We start from the raw sequence: 14455 nt of genomic DNA, 5'->3' as shown, positions 1-14455 counted from the left end.
ACGGCGTGGCCGATCACCACGTCCAGGGCCAGGTCATCGTCGAACTGGACCTGGGGGTTGGCGGCCACGAAGGCCATCAGGGTGAGCAGGGTCTCGATGCAGAGCCGGCGGTACTCCGGCGCTTCGATCTTGCTCAGCAGGTGCTCCACCAGGATCGCGAAGTTCTTCTCCCCCGGTGTCTTCTCGCGCAGCAGCGGGGCGCTCTCCAGACGGTTGCGCCGCTCCAGCTTGTCGCCGATCACCAGGCCCCGGCAGTGGTAGAGGAGGTCCCAGATGCCCGGATAGAAGTCCTTCGGCACCCGCTGCAGCGCCCCGAGCCGCATGCGGTGCTGCAGCCAGCTGCCGTCCTTGGGCAGTTCCGCCAGGGGATCGGGCACCTCCCAGCGCACCCGCCCCCGCAGGTGCAGCTGCTCCTTGCGCTGCAGGGAGGCCCGGGCGTGCTCCACGTCGGCCAGCACGGCCCGCAGACGGCGGCGGATGGCGTGGGGCGGCAGGCCGCAGAGGGCCTCGAAGGCCTCGCTGGGGCTGAGGTTGGCCTCCGCCGCCAGCTCGCCGGTGAGCAGCAGCAGAAACTGCCCCAGCTGCAGGGTGAGGCTGCCGCTGAGCAGATCCACGTCCGAGCGGGCCAGGGCGTCGATGGCCAGCAGCAGCTCCTGCTGCAGCATCCATTCCCGGCCATCCTCGCCACTGAAGCGGCGGACCATCGCCGCGATCGCCAGGCTGCCCTCCGGGTGGCTGAGCAGGGAATCGCGGGTGTAGTTGCGGCCCACCACCACCTGCTTCTGGCGCAGCAGCAGGTCGGTGAGGGCATCCTCCAGCTGGGGGTGCACCAGACCCATGGCGCCGGCAGCCCGGCGCACCACGCTCCAGTCGGCGTCGGCGAGGCCGCGGCGGTAGACCTCCTCCAGCAGCACCATCAGTCGCACGCCCGGGCCGCTGCGGGGTCCCTGCAGGCGGGCATTGGGGCCCAGCCGGCGGCTCAGCAGCTCCAGCACCTCGGCCTGCTCCTCCAGGGAGCGGCTGGCCCACAGCCGGTCCACCAGGTGGGCCAGCGGCACGTCCTCCAGTTCCTGCTCCTGGCGGGCGGTGAGCGGCTGGTGGCTGGAACTGGGCGGCAGCAGGGTGTGGCCGTCCGGCACCAGGTCGCAGGCCGCCAGCGCCTGGGGCGGCAGGTTGACCAGGCTGGCGAGCGGCACCAGCTCCTCCAGCGACACCAGCCGCACCGGCACCGCGCCCAGCTGGCCCTGCCGCAGATCGCGGCCCAGGTTCAGGAAGGCGTCGGGGTCGCGGCGGAAGGGGCCGGCGGCCACCGGCACGAGCAGCAGCGGGGCGCCGGAGCCACGCCAGTGGCGCTGCAGCACCCGCACCTCGGTGGCCACCGTGTCCACCAGCACCTGGGCATCGTCGGCCAGGTAGAAGGTGTCCTCCTCCAGCACCGCCGGCAGGAAGCCGATCAGCTCGCCGTCGTGGCGGTAGAGCCGGGCGGTGGCCTGGGTCTCCATGCGCACCGGCGGATGGCCCGAGAGCCCCAGGCGGCCGTTGGCGCCCACCGTGGCCAGGCGCCGGGCCAGCTCGCGGGAACTGGCCACCCGCAGGGGGGCCGCCCCGTCCGAGGGCCGCCGCACCGGCAGGCCGGCCTCCGCCAGGGCCGCGGCGATGGCGTCATCGGCCGGAGCCAGGGCCACCAGCACCTCCTCGGCGCCCGGGGGGCTGGGGTGGCGGCGCCCGCAGGGATCGAGATCCTCAGCGGTGATCAGGCCGTGCAGCAGCAGATCCGCCAGCCAGGTGAGGCTCTGGGTCCAGAGCAGGGGCACGTTCTCATTGGGGACGCGGATCTGGCTGCCCGGCTGGCGTCGCTCGGCCTCGATCAGCCGCTCCGGCACCAGATAGAGCTCCGGCAGCAGCGCCTCCCCGTCCACCGGCACGCTCAGCTCCTCCAGCTGCTCACGCCAGCGGCGGGCCTCCTCCCAACGGCCCTCGCAGCAGGCGGTGATGAGCTCATAGGCCAGGAACAGGGGCCATTCGCATTCGATGTGCTCGAACTGGGCCAGCTCCTCCCGTTCGTAGTGGAGCCTGGTCACGTCTTCGAGGACGGTCTGGTGGCCGTCGCGCCGGAAGCGTTTGTAGCCGTAGGACCCGGCCAGCTCGCTGCGGATCTTCTCGCGGGTGCGCTCCACCAGCGCTGGATCCTCCACGGCCCAGGCCGGGTAGCCGATCACCGACAGGCAGGCGCTGTCGGCTTCCTTGCTGGCCGACTCCCTCGGCAGCAGACCGCGCAGGGCGCGCCGCAAACGGACGATGGCGTCATGGGGGATGGTCAGGCAGCTGCTGCCGTCGCCATGGGGCCCGTAGAGATCCAGACCCACCAGGGTCTCGAGGGCGGCCTTCACCATGCCGATCGAGCTGGCGTTGCGCTCCGGCTGGCCGTGGTTGCCCTTGTCGCCCCGCTCCCAGATGCCGTAGTCAGCCACCCGGTAGGCCCGGGCCACGTAGTAGACGAGGTTCTGAAGAAAGTCGCGCTCGTGGCTGGTCTGCACGATCACCAGGCCCGAGCGGGTGAGCTGGGCGAGCTGCAGCAGGAACAGGGCGGTGGCGTCGAGCTGCAGATGGCCCCAGCCGTCGTCGGCCACCACCGGATCCCCCGTGGCGGTGTCGAACTTGGCGTGGATGGCGTCGAGGCGCTCGAGGCTGGTCTTGAAGCGCTCCACCTTCGCCGACTGGCGCATCATCGAGCGCATCAGCCCTCGCATCAGCTGCAGCACCCGCTGCTCCAGCTCGAAGCTGCGCCGGCAGGGCCCATTCAGCCGCCGATGGGCCAGGGACAGCCCCCAGACGCACTGAATGGAGTAGACGCAGTCCCGCACCCAGGCGTCGCCATAGTTCCCGTGCACGGTGCTGGCGGTGCTGGCGGGCAGCAGACCCGTGATCGGATGCTGGCGCCGCAGGACGACGTGCTCGATGCCGCGGTCGAGCCGTTCCAGGAGCTCTCTGGCCTCCGCCTCGCCGGTGGGGGGCGCGGGCGGATCGATCACGCCTCTGTCGCCATTGCTCGCCGTGCTCATCATGGTCGCGTCAGGACGGGGGGTGCCGGTGGCGGCGGCCGTGGAACCAGGCCATAGATTCTCCCCGCCGTCGTTCCTTCCCATGGCAGCCCTCGCGACCACGCCGGTCCGTGCCCGCGTCCTGGGCATTCCTGTGAATGTAAGCAACGACGTCTTCCGCGACGCCGTGGACCTGCACGCGGCCGGCGGCGGCCAGATCGTCACGCTCAATGCGGAGATGACGATGGCGGCCCGGGCGGATCCCGCCCTGGGGGCGGCGATCGAGGCGGCCCGGATGGTCATTCCCGATGGGGCCGGTGTGGTCTGGGCCCTTGGGCGGCAGTCGCACCGGGTGCGCCGGGCCCCGGGCATCGAGCTGGCCCGCCGCCTGCTCGACCATGCGGCCGCCAGCGGCTGGCGGGTGGCCCTGGTGGGGGCGAGTCCGGCAGTGATGGATCAGCTGCGGGACCGCCTGGTCCACGACCTGCCGGGGCTCAAGCTGGTCTTCAGCGTCCACGGCTACCAGAGCGCGGACGCCTGGCCCGGGCTGGAGGGACAGCTGCTGCAGTGCCGCCCCGATCTCGTCCTGGTGGCCCTGGGGGTGCCGCGCCAGGAGACCTGGATCCAGGCACTGCCCGGCCCCCGCAGTGGCCTCTGGATGGGGGTGGGCGGTAGCTTCGACATCTGGGCCGGCACCAAAAAAAGAGCCCCCGCCTGGATGGGCGCTCTCCACATCGAGTGGCTCTACCGGCTGATCAAGGAGCCCAGCCGCTGGCGGCGGATGCTCTCGCTGCCGGCCTTCGCCTGGGCGGTGCTGCGCGAACGCCGCTGAGGGCTGTGTTGCAGGAACTCCGCTGATCAGCGGAAGCCGACCGAGGCCTGCCAGACGAAGGCCAGCAGCAGGAAGAACAGGGGGATGATCGGCAGGATGTCCACCAGGGGGCCGAAGGCCTGGTACGCCTCGGGCAGCTGGGCGAGAGAGTGGGGCGCGTAGCTGGCCAGCAGGGAGAGAGCCATGCCTGGGGGAGAACCATTGCAATGGCCGGAACCTACCACGTGTGGGCGGCCGGGGAGTCGGGCTCCCAGGGAGCGAAATCCTCTGAAAAACATCCCTCGCCGATGGCCTGGGCCATGGCGGTCGTGAAGCGCAGCAGGGTGGTGAGGTTGTGCAGGCTCAGCAGGGTGCGACCCAGCAGTTCCTCGCTGCGGAACAGGTGGTGCAGATAGCTGCGGCTGTGGTGTCGGCAGGCAAGGCAGCCGCAGCTGGGGTCGAGGGGACCGTGGTCGTGGCGGAAGCGGGCATTGCGCAGGTTCCAGCGCTCCCCCCCCACCAGGGCGGTGCCATGCCGGCCCAGCCGGGTGGGCAGCACGCAGTCGAACAGGTCGAAGCCGTTGGCGACCGCGATCGCCATCTCCCGCAGGCTGCCCACCCCCATCAGGTAGTGGGGACGCTCCTGCGGCAGCAGGGGGCCGACCTGCCGCACCACCCGGTGCATCTCCTCGGCGGGTTCCCCCACGCTCACCCCCCCCACGGCGATGCCAGGCAGGTCCATCGACGCGACCACCCGCGCCGAGGCCTCGCGCAGATGGGGGAAGCAGCCCCCCTGGACAATCCCGAACAGGGCCTGGTCGCCGCCGCCGTGGCAGGCGACGCAGCGCTCCAGCCAGCGGTGGGTGCGCCGGCAGGCCTCGGCCACCGCCGCTTCGCTGGCGGGATAGGGCGGGCACTGGTCGAAGGCCATGGCCACGTCGGCCCCCAGGGCCCTCTGGATGGCCATGGAGCGCTCGGGGGTCAGGTCGATCCGCGAGCCGTCCCGGGGGGAGCGGAACACCACGCCGTCGTCGTCGATCCGGTTGATGGCGTCGAGGCTGAACACCTGGAAGCCGCCCGAGTCGGTCAGCAGGGGGCCCTCCCAGCCCATGAAGCGGTGCAGCCCGCCGGCCTCCGCCACCACCGCTTCTCCCGGCTGCAGATGCAGATGGAAGGTGTTGGCCAGCACCATCTCGGCCCCGGTCTCCCTGAGCTGGGGTGTGCTGACGCCCTTGACGGTGGCGGCGGTGCCCACCGGCATGAACCGGGGCGTGTGGACGGGGCCGTGGGGGGTGGTGAAGCAGCCGCAGCGGGCCCGGGTGCGCGGGCAGCGGGCGGTGATCGTGAAGTCGAAGGTGATGACGCCGCAGCGGCTCAGCGCTGACGCTAGGCGCCGCTGCTGCGACGCTACCCGGGGTTCCCGCCGCCACATCCACTGCCACCGCCCTGCCCATGTCCCGCCTGAGCGCTCCACCGTGGCTGCGGGATCTGGCCGGGGCCTGGATCTTCTATTCGGTGCTGCCGGCCTGGCCGGCGCCGGCGCCCCGGTTCGAGCGGATCGCCCGCTTCGCCCCCTGGATCGGTGTGGTTCTCGGCGCGTTGCAGGGGCTGCTCTGGTGGGTCCTGGAGGGGCGGGTGCCCCTGGTGGCCCAGGTGGCGCTGGTGCTGGCGCTCGGCCTGTGGCTGAGTGGCGGCCTCCATATGGATGGCGTCATGGACAGCGCCGATGGCCTGGCGGCGGGGGACCGCTGCCTGGAGGCGATGGCCGACAGCCGGGTGGGGGCGAGCGGTGTGCAGGCCCTGGTGCTGGTGCTGCTGCTGCGGGCCGGGGCCCTGGCGATGCTGGGGCCGGCGGCGCCGGTGGCGCTGGTCTGGGCGGCGGCCTGCGGGCGGGTGGCGCCCCTGCCCGCCATGGCCTGGTTCCCCTACCTGCGGCCCGGCGGCAGCGCCGCCTTCCATCGCGCCCACGGGGCCGGCCTGGCGGTGGAACTGCGGCCGGCCCTGCTGCTGCTCCCGGCCCTGCTGCTGCTGCCCTGGCCGGGCCTGGCCACCTGGCCCGTGCCCGTCGGAGCGCTGGCCCTGGTCCCCGCCCTGCTGGTTCCCCTGGTCCTGGGCCGCCGCCTCGGCGGCCACAGCGGCGACAGCTACGGCGCCTGCGTGGAGTGGACCGAGTCGCTGGGCCTGCTGCTCATCGCTGCGGCACTGACGGTGTGGGCAGGCTGAGCCGGAAGGCGTTGCCCTGCTCAGGCAGAGCCTCGGCCACGGCCCGGGGTGGCACCACCAGCGCCAGCTCGCCGCCCAGGCTGCGGGCCAGATCGCGGCCGAGGGCCAGGCCCAGGCCGGTGCCGGGCAGGTCCTGGCTCCGGGTTCCCCGCACCCCCCGCCCGAAGATCGCCTCCCGTTCCGCCTCGGGGATGCCCGGCCCGCCGTCCCAGACCGTGAGCTGGAGTCCGCCGGCGTCGCTGGCCCAGTGCAGGCCCACGGCGGCGCCCGGGGCGCTGTAGCGGAAGGCGTTCTCCAGCAGGTTGGCCAGGATCTCCGCCACCGATCCGCTGTCGCCGCTCCAGTCCGGCAGGGTCCGGGGACCGTGCCACTCCCGCCCCTGCAGGGTCGCGGTGGCGGCCGCCCGCTGCAGCAGCGGCTCGAGCAGCCCGGCCAGGGGCTGGCCCTCGGGTCCGCTCAGCAGGGGGGGCAGCAGCAGGGGCTGGGGGGAGAGGGGGGCGGCGAGCCGTCCCTCCGGGTGGACCAGCGCGCTGATGGCCTCCACATAGCGGTTGATCTGACGCTCCTCGGCCAGCAGGCCCTGCACCAGGGAGCGGTCGTTGTGGTCGGGGCCGAGGCGCCGCAGCAGCAGCTGGCCGAAGGTGCGCAGGGCCGTGAGCGGGTTCCGAAGCTGGTGGAGCAGCAGGCCCAGCTGTTCCTCGCGCTCCGAGAGTCGCTGCCGCAGCTCCCCGCCCTCCAGGTCCAGCCGCAGGGCTTCGGTGAGGGCCAGGGCCACGGCCTGAAGCCGCTGGGCGAGCGGCTCCGGCCAGGGGTTGCGGGCGGCCTCCACCTGCAGGGCACCGAGCAGGCGCTGACCGTCCCGCAGGGGCAGCCAGCGCCGCTGCTCCGCCGGCACCCGCAGCCGGCTGACGCTGTCCACCGCCGGCAGGGCCCGTTCGTCCGGGGGCCAGTGGCCGACCGGCAGCAGGCTGGGCTGGCCCGTTTCCCCCTGCTGGGTGACGTAGACCACCAGGGAGCGGACCTCCGGGCAGTCCACGAACTGGCCCAGCTGGAACCCCACCAAGGCCAGAAACCGTTGCGAGACAGGCATCACCAGCCGCGGACCGGGTCCTTCCGGGAAATTTTCAGGAGAGGCGTGTCGAAACGCAAAAAAAGTTTTAAGATCTTGGTAACGACCACTACTTCGCAGTCCTCGGACGGGCGGAAAGTTGCAGTCGTAACGGCCTGTGTTGCGCTTTGCCCGCAACCAAGGCTACAGCAGAGGCAGCTGCGCACCGCCTCTGTACCGGCCACGACCTCCTCCGGGAGCCGGCCGGCGTTACTGACGGTGATTCTCTCCGACCAGCCCCAGGTCGACAGTCGTATGGACGTGGACCCGCCACCTCTGGGTGGTCGGTCCTCCCTGTCGTTCGTCGCCGGCTTCGGCCTCCGTCGCACGTCTGCAGCCCCCCCCCACTCCACCTTTCGGTCTCCCTTCACCGGGATCCATGCCATGTCCAAGAAGCGCAAGCGGATCAGTCGCCGTCGTCTCGCAGGCCAGCGGGTCCTCGCCCATGTCCCGACCTTCAACCTCGAAACCGGCTCCCACAAACCGGTGACGGCAGCGCGCCGCTACATCGCCGAAACGGAGCTGACGGCTCCGGCGATTCTCAACGTGCGCCGCAACGAGCACACCACCGACCGCTTCTTCTGGGGGGAGAAGGGCCTGTTCAGCGCCCAGTACGCCGAGGAGAACCACTTCCTGTTCCCCTCCCTGCGGCTGATCGTCGACAGCATCGGGGAGGAGGTGCTGTTCGAGGGTCTCGAAGCCCTCGCCTCCGACGACTGGGAGGAGATGGAGGAGTACGAGTACGCCTTCGTCTGAGTGCCGCCTTGGGGCTCCTGGTCAGCGTCCCTGCCAGCCCCTGACCAGGAAGTCCCGCACCGGGGCGATCAGTTCGGCATCGATGCTGTGGCCCCCCGGGAAGGCGATTCGCCGCACCGATCCCCCGACGTCCGTGAGCGATCGCTGCAGGGCCTCACTGGCCGCGAACGGCACCACCGGATCCTGCTCGCCATGGGTGAGCAGGATCTCTGTCCTGGGCGTCCGGGGCTGCCAGTCGGGATGGGGATAGCCGCTGCAGGCCACCAGCCCCGCCAACGGCAGCGGCTCACTCCCTTCAGGGCCGCCGCCCGTGGCCACATCGATGGCCATGGCGGCTCCCTGGGAGAAGCCCAGCAGGCAGGTGTGCTCGAGCGGCACCGAAGCGCCCAGGGCCAGCAGCCGGCGCCGCAGCGCCTGGCGGGCTTCGGGCAGCTGGGGCCACTCGGGCTGCTGCAGGTCGTACCACTGGCGGCCAAAGCCGGCCGGATGGGGCAGGGGCGCCCGCAGGGCCACCACGCTCAGGCCGATGCTGGCCGGATCGGCCTCCAGGAGCACCGCCCCCAGATCGAGCAGGTCATCGGCGTCGGCGCCCCAGCCGTGCAGCAGCACCAGCCGGCGGTCGGCCTGGCGCGGGCCGGCGAACAGGGCGGTGGCGTCGTCTTCGCTCGGCTGGACGTCGGCGAGGGGATCCGTGGGCACGGTGGCGTTCGGCTGTTGCTGCGTAGGTTGGCTCCTCCCCAGCCCTTTCCGCCGTCATGGCTCCCACGGCCCTTCTGAGTGTGTCCGACAAGCGGGGCCTGGTGCCGCTGGCGGAGGGGCTGCTGGCTCAGGGCTATGCGCTGCTCTCCAGCGGCGGCACTGCCGCGGCCCTGGCCGCCGCCGGCCTGCCGGTCACGAAGGTGGCGGAGCACACCGGCGCTCCGGAGATCCTGGGCGGCCGGGTCAAGACCCTCCATCCCCGCATCCACGGCGGCATCCTGGCCCGCCGGGATGATCCGTCCCACCAGGCCGACCTGGAGGCCCAGGGGATCACCACGATCGATGTGGTCGTGGTCAACCTCTATCCCTTCCGCGCCACCGTGGCCGACCCCGCCGTCAGCTGGGAGACGGCCATCGAGACCATTGACATCGGTGGCCCGGCCATGGTGCGCGCCGCCGCCAAGAACCACGCCGACGTGGCGGTGCTCACCGATCCCGACCAGTACCCGGCCTTCCTGGGGGCCTTGGCGGCCGGTCAGGTCGACGCCACCCTGCGGCGCCGGCTCGCCCTGGCGGCCTTCGCCCACACCGCCGCCTACGACGCGGCCATCGCCAGCTGGATCGACGGCCGCCTCGGCGAGGAGCCGGGGCAGCCGCTGCGGCTGGAGCTGCCCCTGCGGCAGGTGCTCCGTTACGGCGAGAACCCCCACCAGGGCGCCCGCTGGTTCGGTGAGGCGGGCATGGGCTGGGGGGCGGCCCGCCAGCTCCAGGGCAAGGAACTCAGCTACAACAACCTGATCGACCTGGAGGCGGCCCTCACCACGGCGGCGGCCTTCGGCTACGGCCCCGGCGCCGAGCCGGCGGCGGTGGTGATCAAGCACACCAATCCCTGCGGCGTCGCCATCGGCGCCGACACCGCCGAGGCCCTGCTGCGGGCCCTCGATGCCGATCGGGTCTCCGCCTTCGGGGGCATCGTCGCCCTCAACGGCCCGGTGGACGGGGCGGCCGCCGAGCACCTGGCGGGGCTGTTCCTCGAATGCGTCGTGGCGCCGGCCTTCTCCGAGGAGGCCCGCCAGCGGCTGGCGGCGAAGGCCAACCTGCGCCTGCTGGAGCTCGACCCCGCCGCCGTGGCCGGAGCCGCCGGAGCCCTGCAGCTGCGCAGCGTGCTCGGTGGGGTGCTGGCCCAGCAGGCGGACGACGGCCCCGCCGATCCCGAGGCCTGGCAGGTGGTGAGCGAGCGCCAGCCCAGCGCGGACGAGTGGCGGGATCTGCGCTTCGCCTGGCAGGTGGTGCGTCATGTGCGCTCCAACGCCATCCTGGTGGCCCGGGGCGGGCGCACCCTCGGGGTCGGGGCGGGCCAGATGAACCGGGTGGGCTCGGCCCGGCTGGCCCTGGAGGCCGCCGGTGAGGCCGCCCGTGGGGCCGTGCTGGCCAGCGACGGCTTCTTCCCCTTCGATGACACGGTGCTGCTGGCGGCGGAGCACGGCATCCGGGCCGTGATTCAGCCCGGTGGCAGCAAGCGTGACGCGGATTCGATCGTCGCCTGCAACGCCAACGACATGGTGATGGTGATCACCGGCCGTCGTCACTTTCTGCACTGAGGGCACGGAGAAGTTGTAACTTCGATGCACTCACAGCCGGCCCTGGCCCGGTGGAGTTCCAACGCGTCATGTTCGCCGCCCTTCCCGCTTCGATCGCCTTCGGCCTCAACTTCGCCCACCCCCTGCTGATGTGGGTGCTGCTGGGCCTGGCGGGCTACGCCATGGTCCTCGGGATCAAGGCCAAGAAGACCCGCACGGCCAGCGCCGAGGACCGCAAGGAGCTGATCAAGGGGCAGTTCGCCAAGCGCCATTTCCAGTTCGGCAGCATCGTGCTGGCGCTGATGGTGCTGGGCTGCGTCGGCGGCATGGCCGTCACCTACATCAACAACGGCAAGTTGTTCGTCAGCCCGCACCTGCTGGTGGGGCTCGGCATGCTCTCCCTGATCGCCCTGGCGGCCTCCCTCTCGCCCCTGATGCAGGCCGGCAACCTGATCGCCCGCAAGGTGCACGTGGGCCTCAACATGACCCTCATGACCCTGTTCCTGTGGCAGGCCGTCAGCGGCATGCAGATCGTCAACAAGATCCTCACCGCTCCCGCCCCCTGAGGGCCCCAGCCCCTCAGAACTGGGCCCGGCGCCGGGGCGGGCAGGGGATGCCGTGGCTGGCGTGGAAATCCTCCTGGACCTTCCAGGTGAGCCGGCGGGAGATCTGCCGCACGATCTGCCGCAGCAGGTGGTCGCCGCTGCTCTGGACCAGGTGCTCCGGGAGCAGGGAGAGCATGCCGGGCAGGCGCAGCCAGACGGCCAGGTCAAGCTGCCAGCGCACCAGGGTGTGGAGCATCACCCCATCCACCTCCTCGTGGGACACCTCGGAGCCGCTGGCCTCGTCGAGGCACAGGGAGGCCGCGAACTCGACGTCGTAGAGCCCCCGCAGGGCCGCGTCGGAGTGGGGCAGGGGAACGGTGACGATGCGGTAGATCCCGGCGGCCTGGGGCAGCAGCTCCAGGCCGATGGTGGGCTCCACCTCGAAGCCGAAGTTGCCGAAGCGGCCGAGGGTCAGCACATACCCCTGGCTGCCGATGGGCTCGACCGTCATCGGGGCGGCGCAGCGGCGGAACCAGCCCTCATGGCGGTCGAGGTAGGCGCCCACCACGGCGGCCGGCGCCCGCATCTCCATCAGATCGGCGAAGGCGCTGGCATAGCGGCGAATGGCAGGGTCCGTCCTGTCGCGCAGGGGCTCGCTCGGAGTGGCCCCGGTGTCATCGGGACCCTGGTGCAGGGAGGAGCCTGCCGCCATCGTGGTCTGGGGCGTGCGGTGGGTCAGAGGGGAACGGCCAGAAAGGACGGGGGGTCTGATCTCCCGGGCGGCCCTGGGGGGAGGAAAACCTTTCGTGAATGTAAAGCCACCCGGTGGGGGTTCACTCTTCGCTGAGGCCCACCAGTCGCTCGATCACGTCCTCCACCACCCGGTCAGGGGTGGAGGCGCCGGAGGTGATGCCCACCCGCACCGGACCCTCCGGCAGGAAGGGCTCCAGGGTCTCGAGCTCGCCGCCCAGGGGCTTGTGCTCGATGCGGTTGCCCGGCCCGATGCGCTCGGGGGTGTCGATGTGAAAGGAGCGGATGCCGCGGCTGACGGCGATCTCCTGCAGGTGGGTGGTGTTGGAGGAGTTGTAGCCGCCGATGACCACCATCAGGTCGAGGGGCTCGTCCACCAGGGCGAACATGGCGTCCTGGCGCTCCTGGGTGGCGTCGCAGATGGTGTTGAAGGCGAGGAAGTGCTCGTCGAGCTCGGCGGGGCCGAAGCGCTGCATCATGGTGCGCTCGAACAGGCGGCCGATCTCCTCGGTCTCGCTCTTGAGCATGGTGGTCTGGTTGGCGACGCCCACCCGCACCAGATCCCTGTCGGGATCGAAGCCGGGGGAGCAGGCATTGGCGAAATGGCTCATGAAGGCCTCGCGATCGGTGGCCCCCTGGCCCCGCTCGAGGATGAAGTCGCTCACCATGCGGGCCTCGGCCAGGTCGAGCACCACCAGGTAGGTGCCGGCGAAGGAGCTCGTGGCCAGGGTCTCCTCGTGCTTCACCTTGCCGTGGATGATCGAGGTGAAGGCGTGCTTCTTGTGCTTTTCGACGGTGTTCCACACCTTCGAGACCCAGGGGCAGGTGGTGTCGACGATGTGGCAGCCCCGCTCGTTGAGCAGCTGCATCTCCTGCACCGTGGCGCCGAAGGCCGGAAGGATCACCACGTCCCCGGTGCCCACTTCGGAGAAGTCCTTGACGTCGTCGTCGACCGGGATGAAGCGGACGTCCATCTGGCGCAGATGGGCGTTGACCGAGGGGTTGTGGATGATCTCGTTGGTGATCCAGATCCGCTCGCTGGGGTAGTGGCGGCGGGTTTCGTAGGCCATCGCCACCGCCCGCTCCACGCCCCAGCAGAAGCCGAAGGCCTCCGCCAGGCGGATCCTGAGACGCCCGCGCTGCAGGACGTGGCCGTTTTCCCGCAGGCTGGCGATCAGGTTGCTCTGGTAGGCCTGCTCGAGGCTGCCCGCGACCTCGTCGCCCAGGCCGAAGCCGCGGCGGTTGTAGCGATCCGAGTGGTGGAGGGAGCGCTTGAAGGCACGGGTGTCCACAGGCAGGTACCGGGTTGTGCCGACTCTATGGGGGTCGGCGGTGGGACGGGCGAAAAAAAACCGCGGCGCAAGCCGCGGTCGGGTGCGGGAACGGGGCCCGCAGGGTCAGTTCGAGGCGGCCACGAAGTCCGGGTAGGCCTCCATGCCGTGCTCGCTGATGTCGAGACCGACCAGCTCCTCCTTCTCATGCACCCGGATGCCGCCGGTGAGGGCGCCGAGGATGCTCCAGAGGATCCAGGCGGTGATGATCGTGAAGATGGCGTAGGCGAAGACGCCCAGGAACTGCAGACCCAGCTGGTTGAAGCCCTTGCCGAAGAGCAGACCGGCGTCCTTGTTGAACAGGCCCACGGCCAGGGTGCCCCAGATGCCGCCGACACCGTGGACGGAGAAGGCGCCGACGGGGTCGTCAATACCGATCGAATCCATGAAGCTGACGGCGTAGACGACGATGGCGCCGCCGATGAAGCCCACGACCCAGGCCGCCCACATGGGGAAGCCGTCGCAGCCGGCGGTGACGCCCACCAGGCCGGCCAGGATGCCGTTGATGGCCATCGTCAGGTCGGGCTTGCCGGAGTGGATCTGGGAGATCAGGGTGCCGGCGATGCCGCCGCCCGCGGCGCCCAGGGTGGTGGTGACAGCGATGTAGGGGACGGTCTCGTTCATGGCCAGGACGGAGCCCGGGTTGAAGCCGTACCAGCCGAGCCAGAGAATCAGGCAGCCAAGGGTGGCCAGGGCCAGGCTGTGGCCGGGGATGGCCTGGGGCTTGGAGTCGACGTATTTGCCGATGCGGGGGCCGAGGATCATGGCGCCGACGACACCGGCCCAGGCGCCGACGGAATGGACCAGGGTGGATCCGGCGAAGTCGATGAAGCCGAGCTGGTTGAGCCAGCCGTTGGCGTTCCACTTCCAGCTGCCGGCGATCGGATAGATGATGCCGACCAGGATCAGGGAGAAGATCACGAACTCCTTGAACTTGATGCGCTCGGCCACCAGACCGGAGACGATCGTGGCGGCGGTGCCGGCGAAGGCGGCCTGGAAGAGGAAGTCGACGCTGGGAACGAGCTTGCCTTCGGTCACCATCTCAGGGGTGACGGTGGGGTCGAAGAACAGGCCCTTGAAGTGGAGCCAGCCACCGGCGATCGAGTCGCCGTACATCAGGGAGTAGCCGATGAACCAGTAGGCCGTCACCGCCAGGGCGAAGACGATCAGGTTCTTGGCCAGGATGTTGACGGCATTCTTCTGGCGACAGAGGCCGGCCTCCACCATCGCGAAGCCGGCGTTCATGAAGATCACCAGGAAGGCCGCGATGGCCAGCCAGAGGTTGTTGACCAGGAAGGCGGGGGTGAGCTCGGGCAGTTCGGCCGCGTGGGCCGAGAGGTTGAACACGCCCAGGATGAACAGGGCCAGAGGCACACAGGCGAACCAGGTCAGGCCCGCCCGTGAGGAGAGACCACGAACCTTGCGCATCAACAGAGCTGGGGCCTCAAGCAGGCTGGCCTCGCTCAGACTTTTCGGCGGTCGAACCTTGTGCGGGTGACTTGAATCGATCATGGGAACGTGGTGAAGTGAACGTTCGACTTCTGACGCCGGAGTAGGCATCAACAAGCTCCGACTATCCATGACGGACACCCGTTCCAATGTCTGATTCGC

13 protein-coding genes are annotated in these 14455 nt (G+C 70.7%); 5 read left to right on the top strand and 8 right to left on the bottom strand.

Annotated elements, in window-relative coordinates; genetic code table 11:
- On the bottom strand, positions 1-3065 hold a 3065-nt coding region (locus VB738_RS08700), incomplete at its 3' end, for a glycoside hydrolase family 15 protein (RefSeq protein WP_416233164.1).
- 79 nt (positions 3066-3144) lie between these two features.
- On the opposite strand from VB738_RS08700, the gene VB738_RS08695 reads away from it, so the two are divergent.
- Entirely contained in the window at positions 3145-3873 is a 729-nt protein-coding gene (locus VB738_RS08695; RefSeq protein ID WP_323305367.1) for a WecB/TagA/CpsF family glycosyltransferase, read from the top strand.
- A gap of 26 nt (positions 3874-3899) precedes the next feature.
- On the opposite strand, the gene VB738_RS08690 is transcribed toward VB738_RS08695, so the two are convergent.
- Together VB738_RS08690 and tgt are read right to left on the bottom strand one after the other, a co-directional pair.
- Complete coding sequence (locus VB738_RS08690; protein WP_416233163.1) at positions 3900-4058, bottom strand: photosystem II reaction center protein K; 159 nt, start codon at positions 4056-4058, stop codon at positions 3900-3902.
- A 32-nt stretch (positions 4059-4090) separates the two neighbouring features.
- Positions 4091-5212, bottom strand: coding sequence for a tRNA guanosine(34) transglycosylase Tgt (tgt, locus tag VB738_RS08685; protein ID WP_323305439.1), 1122 nt, complete (start codon positions 5210-5212; stop codon positions 4091-4093).
- A 92-nt stretch (positions 5213-5304) separates the two neighbouring features.
- Here tgt and VB738_RS08680 point away from each other — a divergent pair, with 92 nt between their 5' ends.
- A complete protein-coding gene (locus VB738_RS08680) occupies positions 5305-6075 on the top strand; it encodes an adenosylcobinamide-GDP ribazoletransferase (RefSeq protein WP_323305366.1) in 771 nt (256 codons plus the stop codon).
- On the opposite strand, the gene VB738_RS08675 is transcribed toward VB738_RS08680, so the two are convergent.
- A complete protein-coding gene (locus VB738_RS08675) occupies positions 6041-7165 on the bottom strand; it encodes a HAMP domain-containing sensor histidine kinase (RefSeq protein ID WP_323305365.1) in 1125 nt (374 codons plus the stop codon). The two genes, VB738_RS08680 and VB738_RS08675, sit on opposite strands and share 35 nt — an antisense overlap.
- 402 nt (positions 7166-7567) lie before the next feature.
- Here VB738_RS08675 and VB738_RS08670 point away from each other — a divergent pair, with 402 nt between their 5' ends.
- Complete coding sequence (locus VB738_RS08670; RefSeq protein WP_015109652.1) at positions 7568-7939, top strand: DUF3155 domain-containing protein; 372 nt, start codon at positions 7568-7570, stop codon at positions 7937-7939.
- Positions 7940-7960: 21 nt separating this feature from the next.
- Here the strand turns inward: VB738_RS08670 and VB738_RS08665 are convergent, their stop codons facing one another.
- The gene (locus tag VB738_RS08665) at positions 7961-8638 is read right to left on the bottom strand and encodes an esterase (protein WP_323305364.1); all 678 of its coding nucleotides are present in this window, start codon (positions 8636-8638) and stop codon (positions 7961-7963) included.
- Positions 8639-8694: 56 nt separating this feature from the next.
- On the opposite strand from VB738_RS08665, the gene purH reads away from it, so the two are divergent.
- Together purH and VB738_RS08655 are read left to right on the top strand one after the other, a co-directional pair.
- Positions 8695-10239 (top strand): bifunctional phosphoribosylaminoimidazolecarboxamide formyltransferase/IMP cyclohydrolase, encoded by a 1545-nt coding sequence (gene purH / locus VB738_RS08660; RefSeq protein ID WP_323305363.1) that lies wholly within the window; start codon positions 8695-8697, stop codon positions 10237-10239.
- 68 nt (positions 10240-10307) lie between these two features.
- Entirely contained in the window at positions 10308-10784 is a 477-nt protein-coding gene (locus VB738_RS08655) for a DUF4079 domain-containing protein (protein WP_323305438.1), read from the top strand.
- 13 nt (positions 10785-10797) lie between these two features.
- Here VB738_RS08655 and VB738_RS08650 read toward each other — a convergent pair whose 3' ends face one another.
- The 3 genes from VB738_RS08650 to VB738_RS08640 form a co-directional block, all read right to left on the bottom strand.
- Positions 10798-11475, bottom strand: a complete 678-nt coding sequence (locus tag VB738_RS08650) for a DUF1997 domain-containing protein (RefSeq protein ID WP_323305362.1) — start codon at positions 11473-11475, stop codon at positions 10798-10800.
- Positions 11476-11596: 121 nt separating this feature from the next.
- Positions 11597-12805 (bottom strand): 4-hydroxy-3-methylbut-2-enyl diphosphate reductase, encoded by a 1209-nt coding sequence (locus tag VB738_RS08645; RefSeq protein ID WP_323305361.1) that lies wholly within the window; start codon positions 12803-12805, stop codon positions 11597-11599.
- A gap of 105 nt (positions 12806-12910) precedes the next feature.
- Positions 12911-14356: an ammonium transporter gene (locus tag VB738_RS08640; RefSeq protein ID WP_323305360.1), complete on the bottom strand. Its 1446-nt coding sequence runs from the start codon at positions 14354-14356 to the stop codon at positions 12911-12913.
- Between the last annotated feature and the right edge of the window lie 99 nt (positions 14357-14455).

The organism is Cyanobium gracile UHCC 0139 (genome assembly GCF_034931325.1).
GTDB lineage: Bacteria > Cyanobacteriota > Cyanobacteriia > PCC-6307 > Cyanobiaceae > Cyanobium > Cyanobium gracile_B.
Note: the sequence above shows the minus strand (reverse complement) of the source record. Positions and strands in the feature narration are given on the sequence as shown.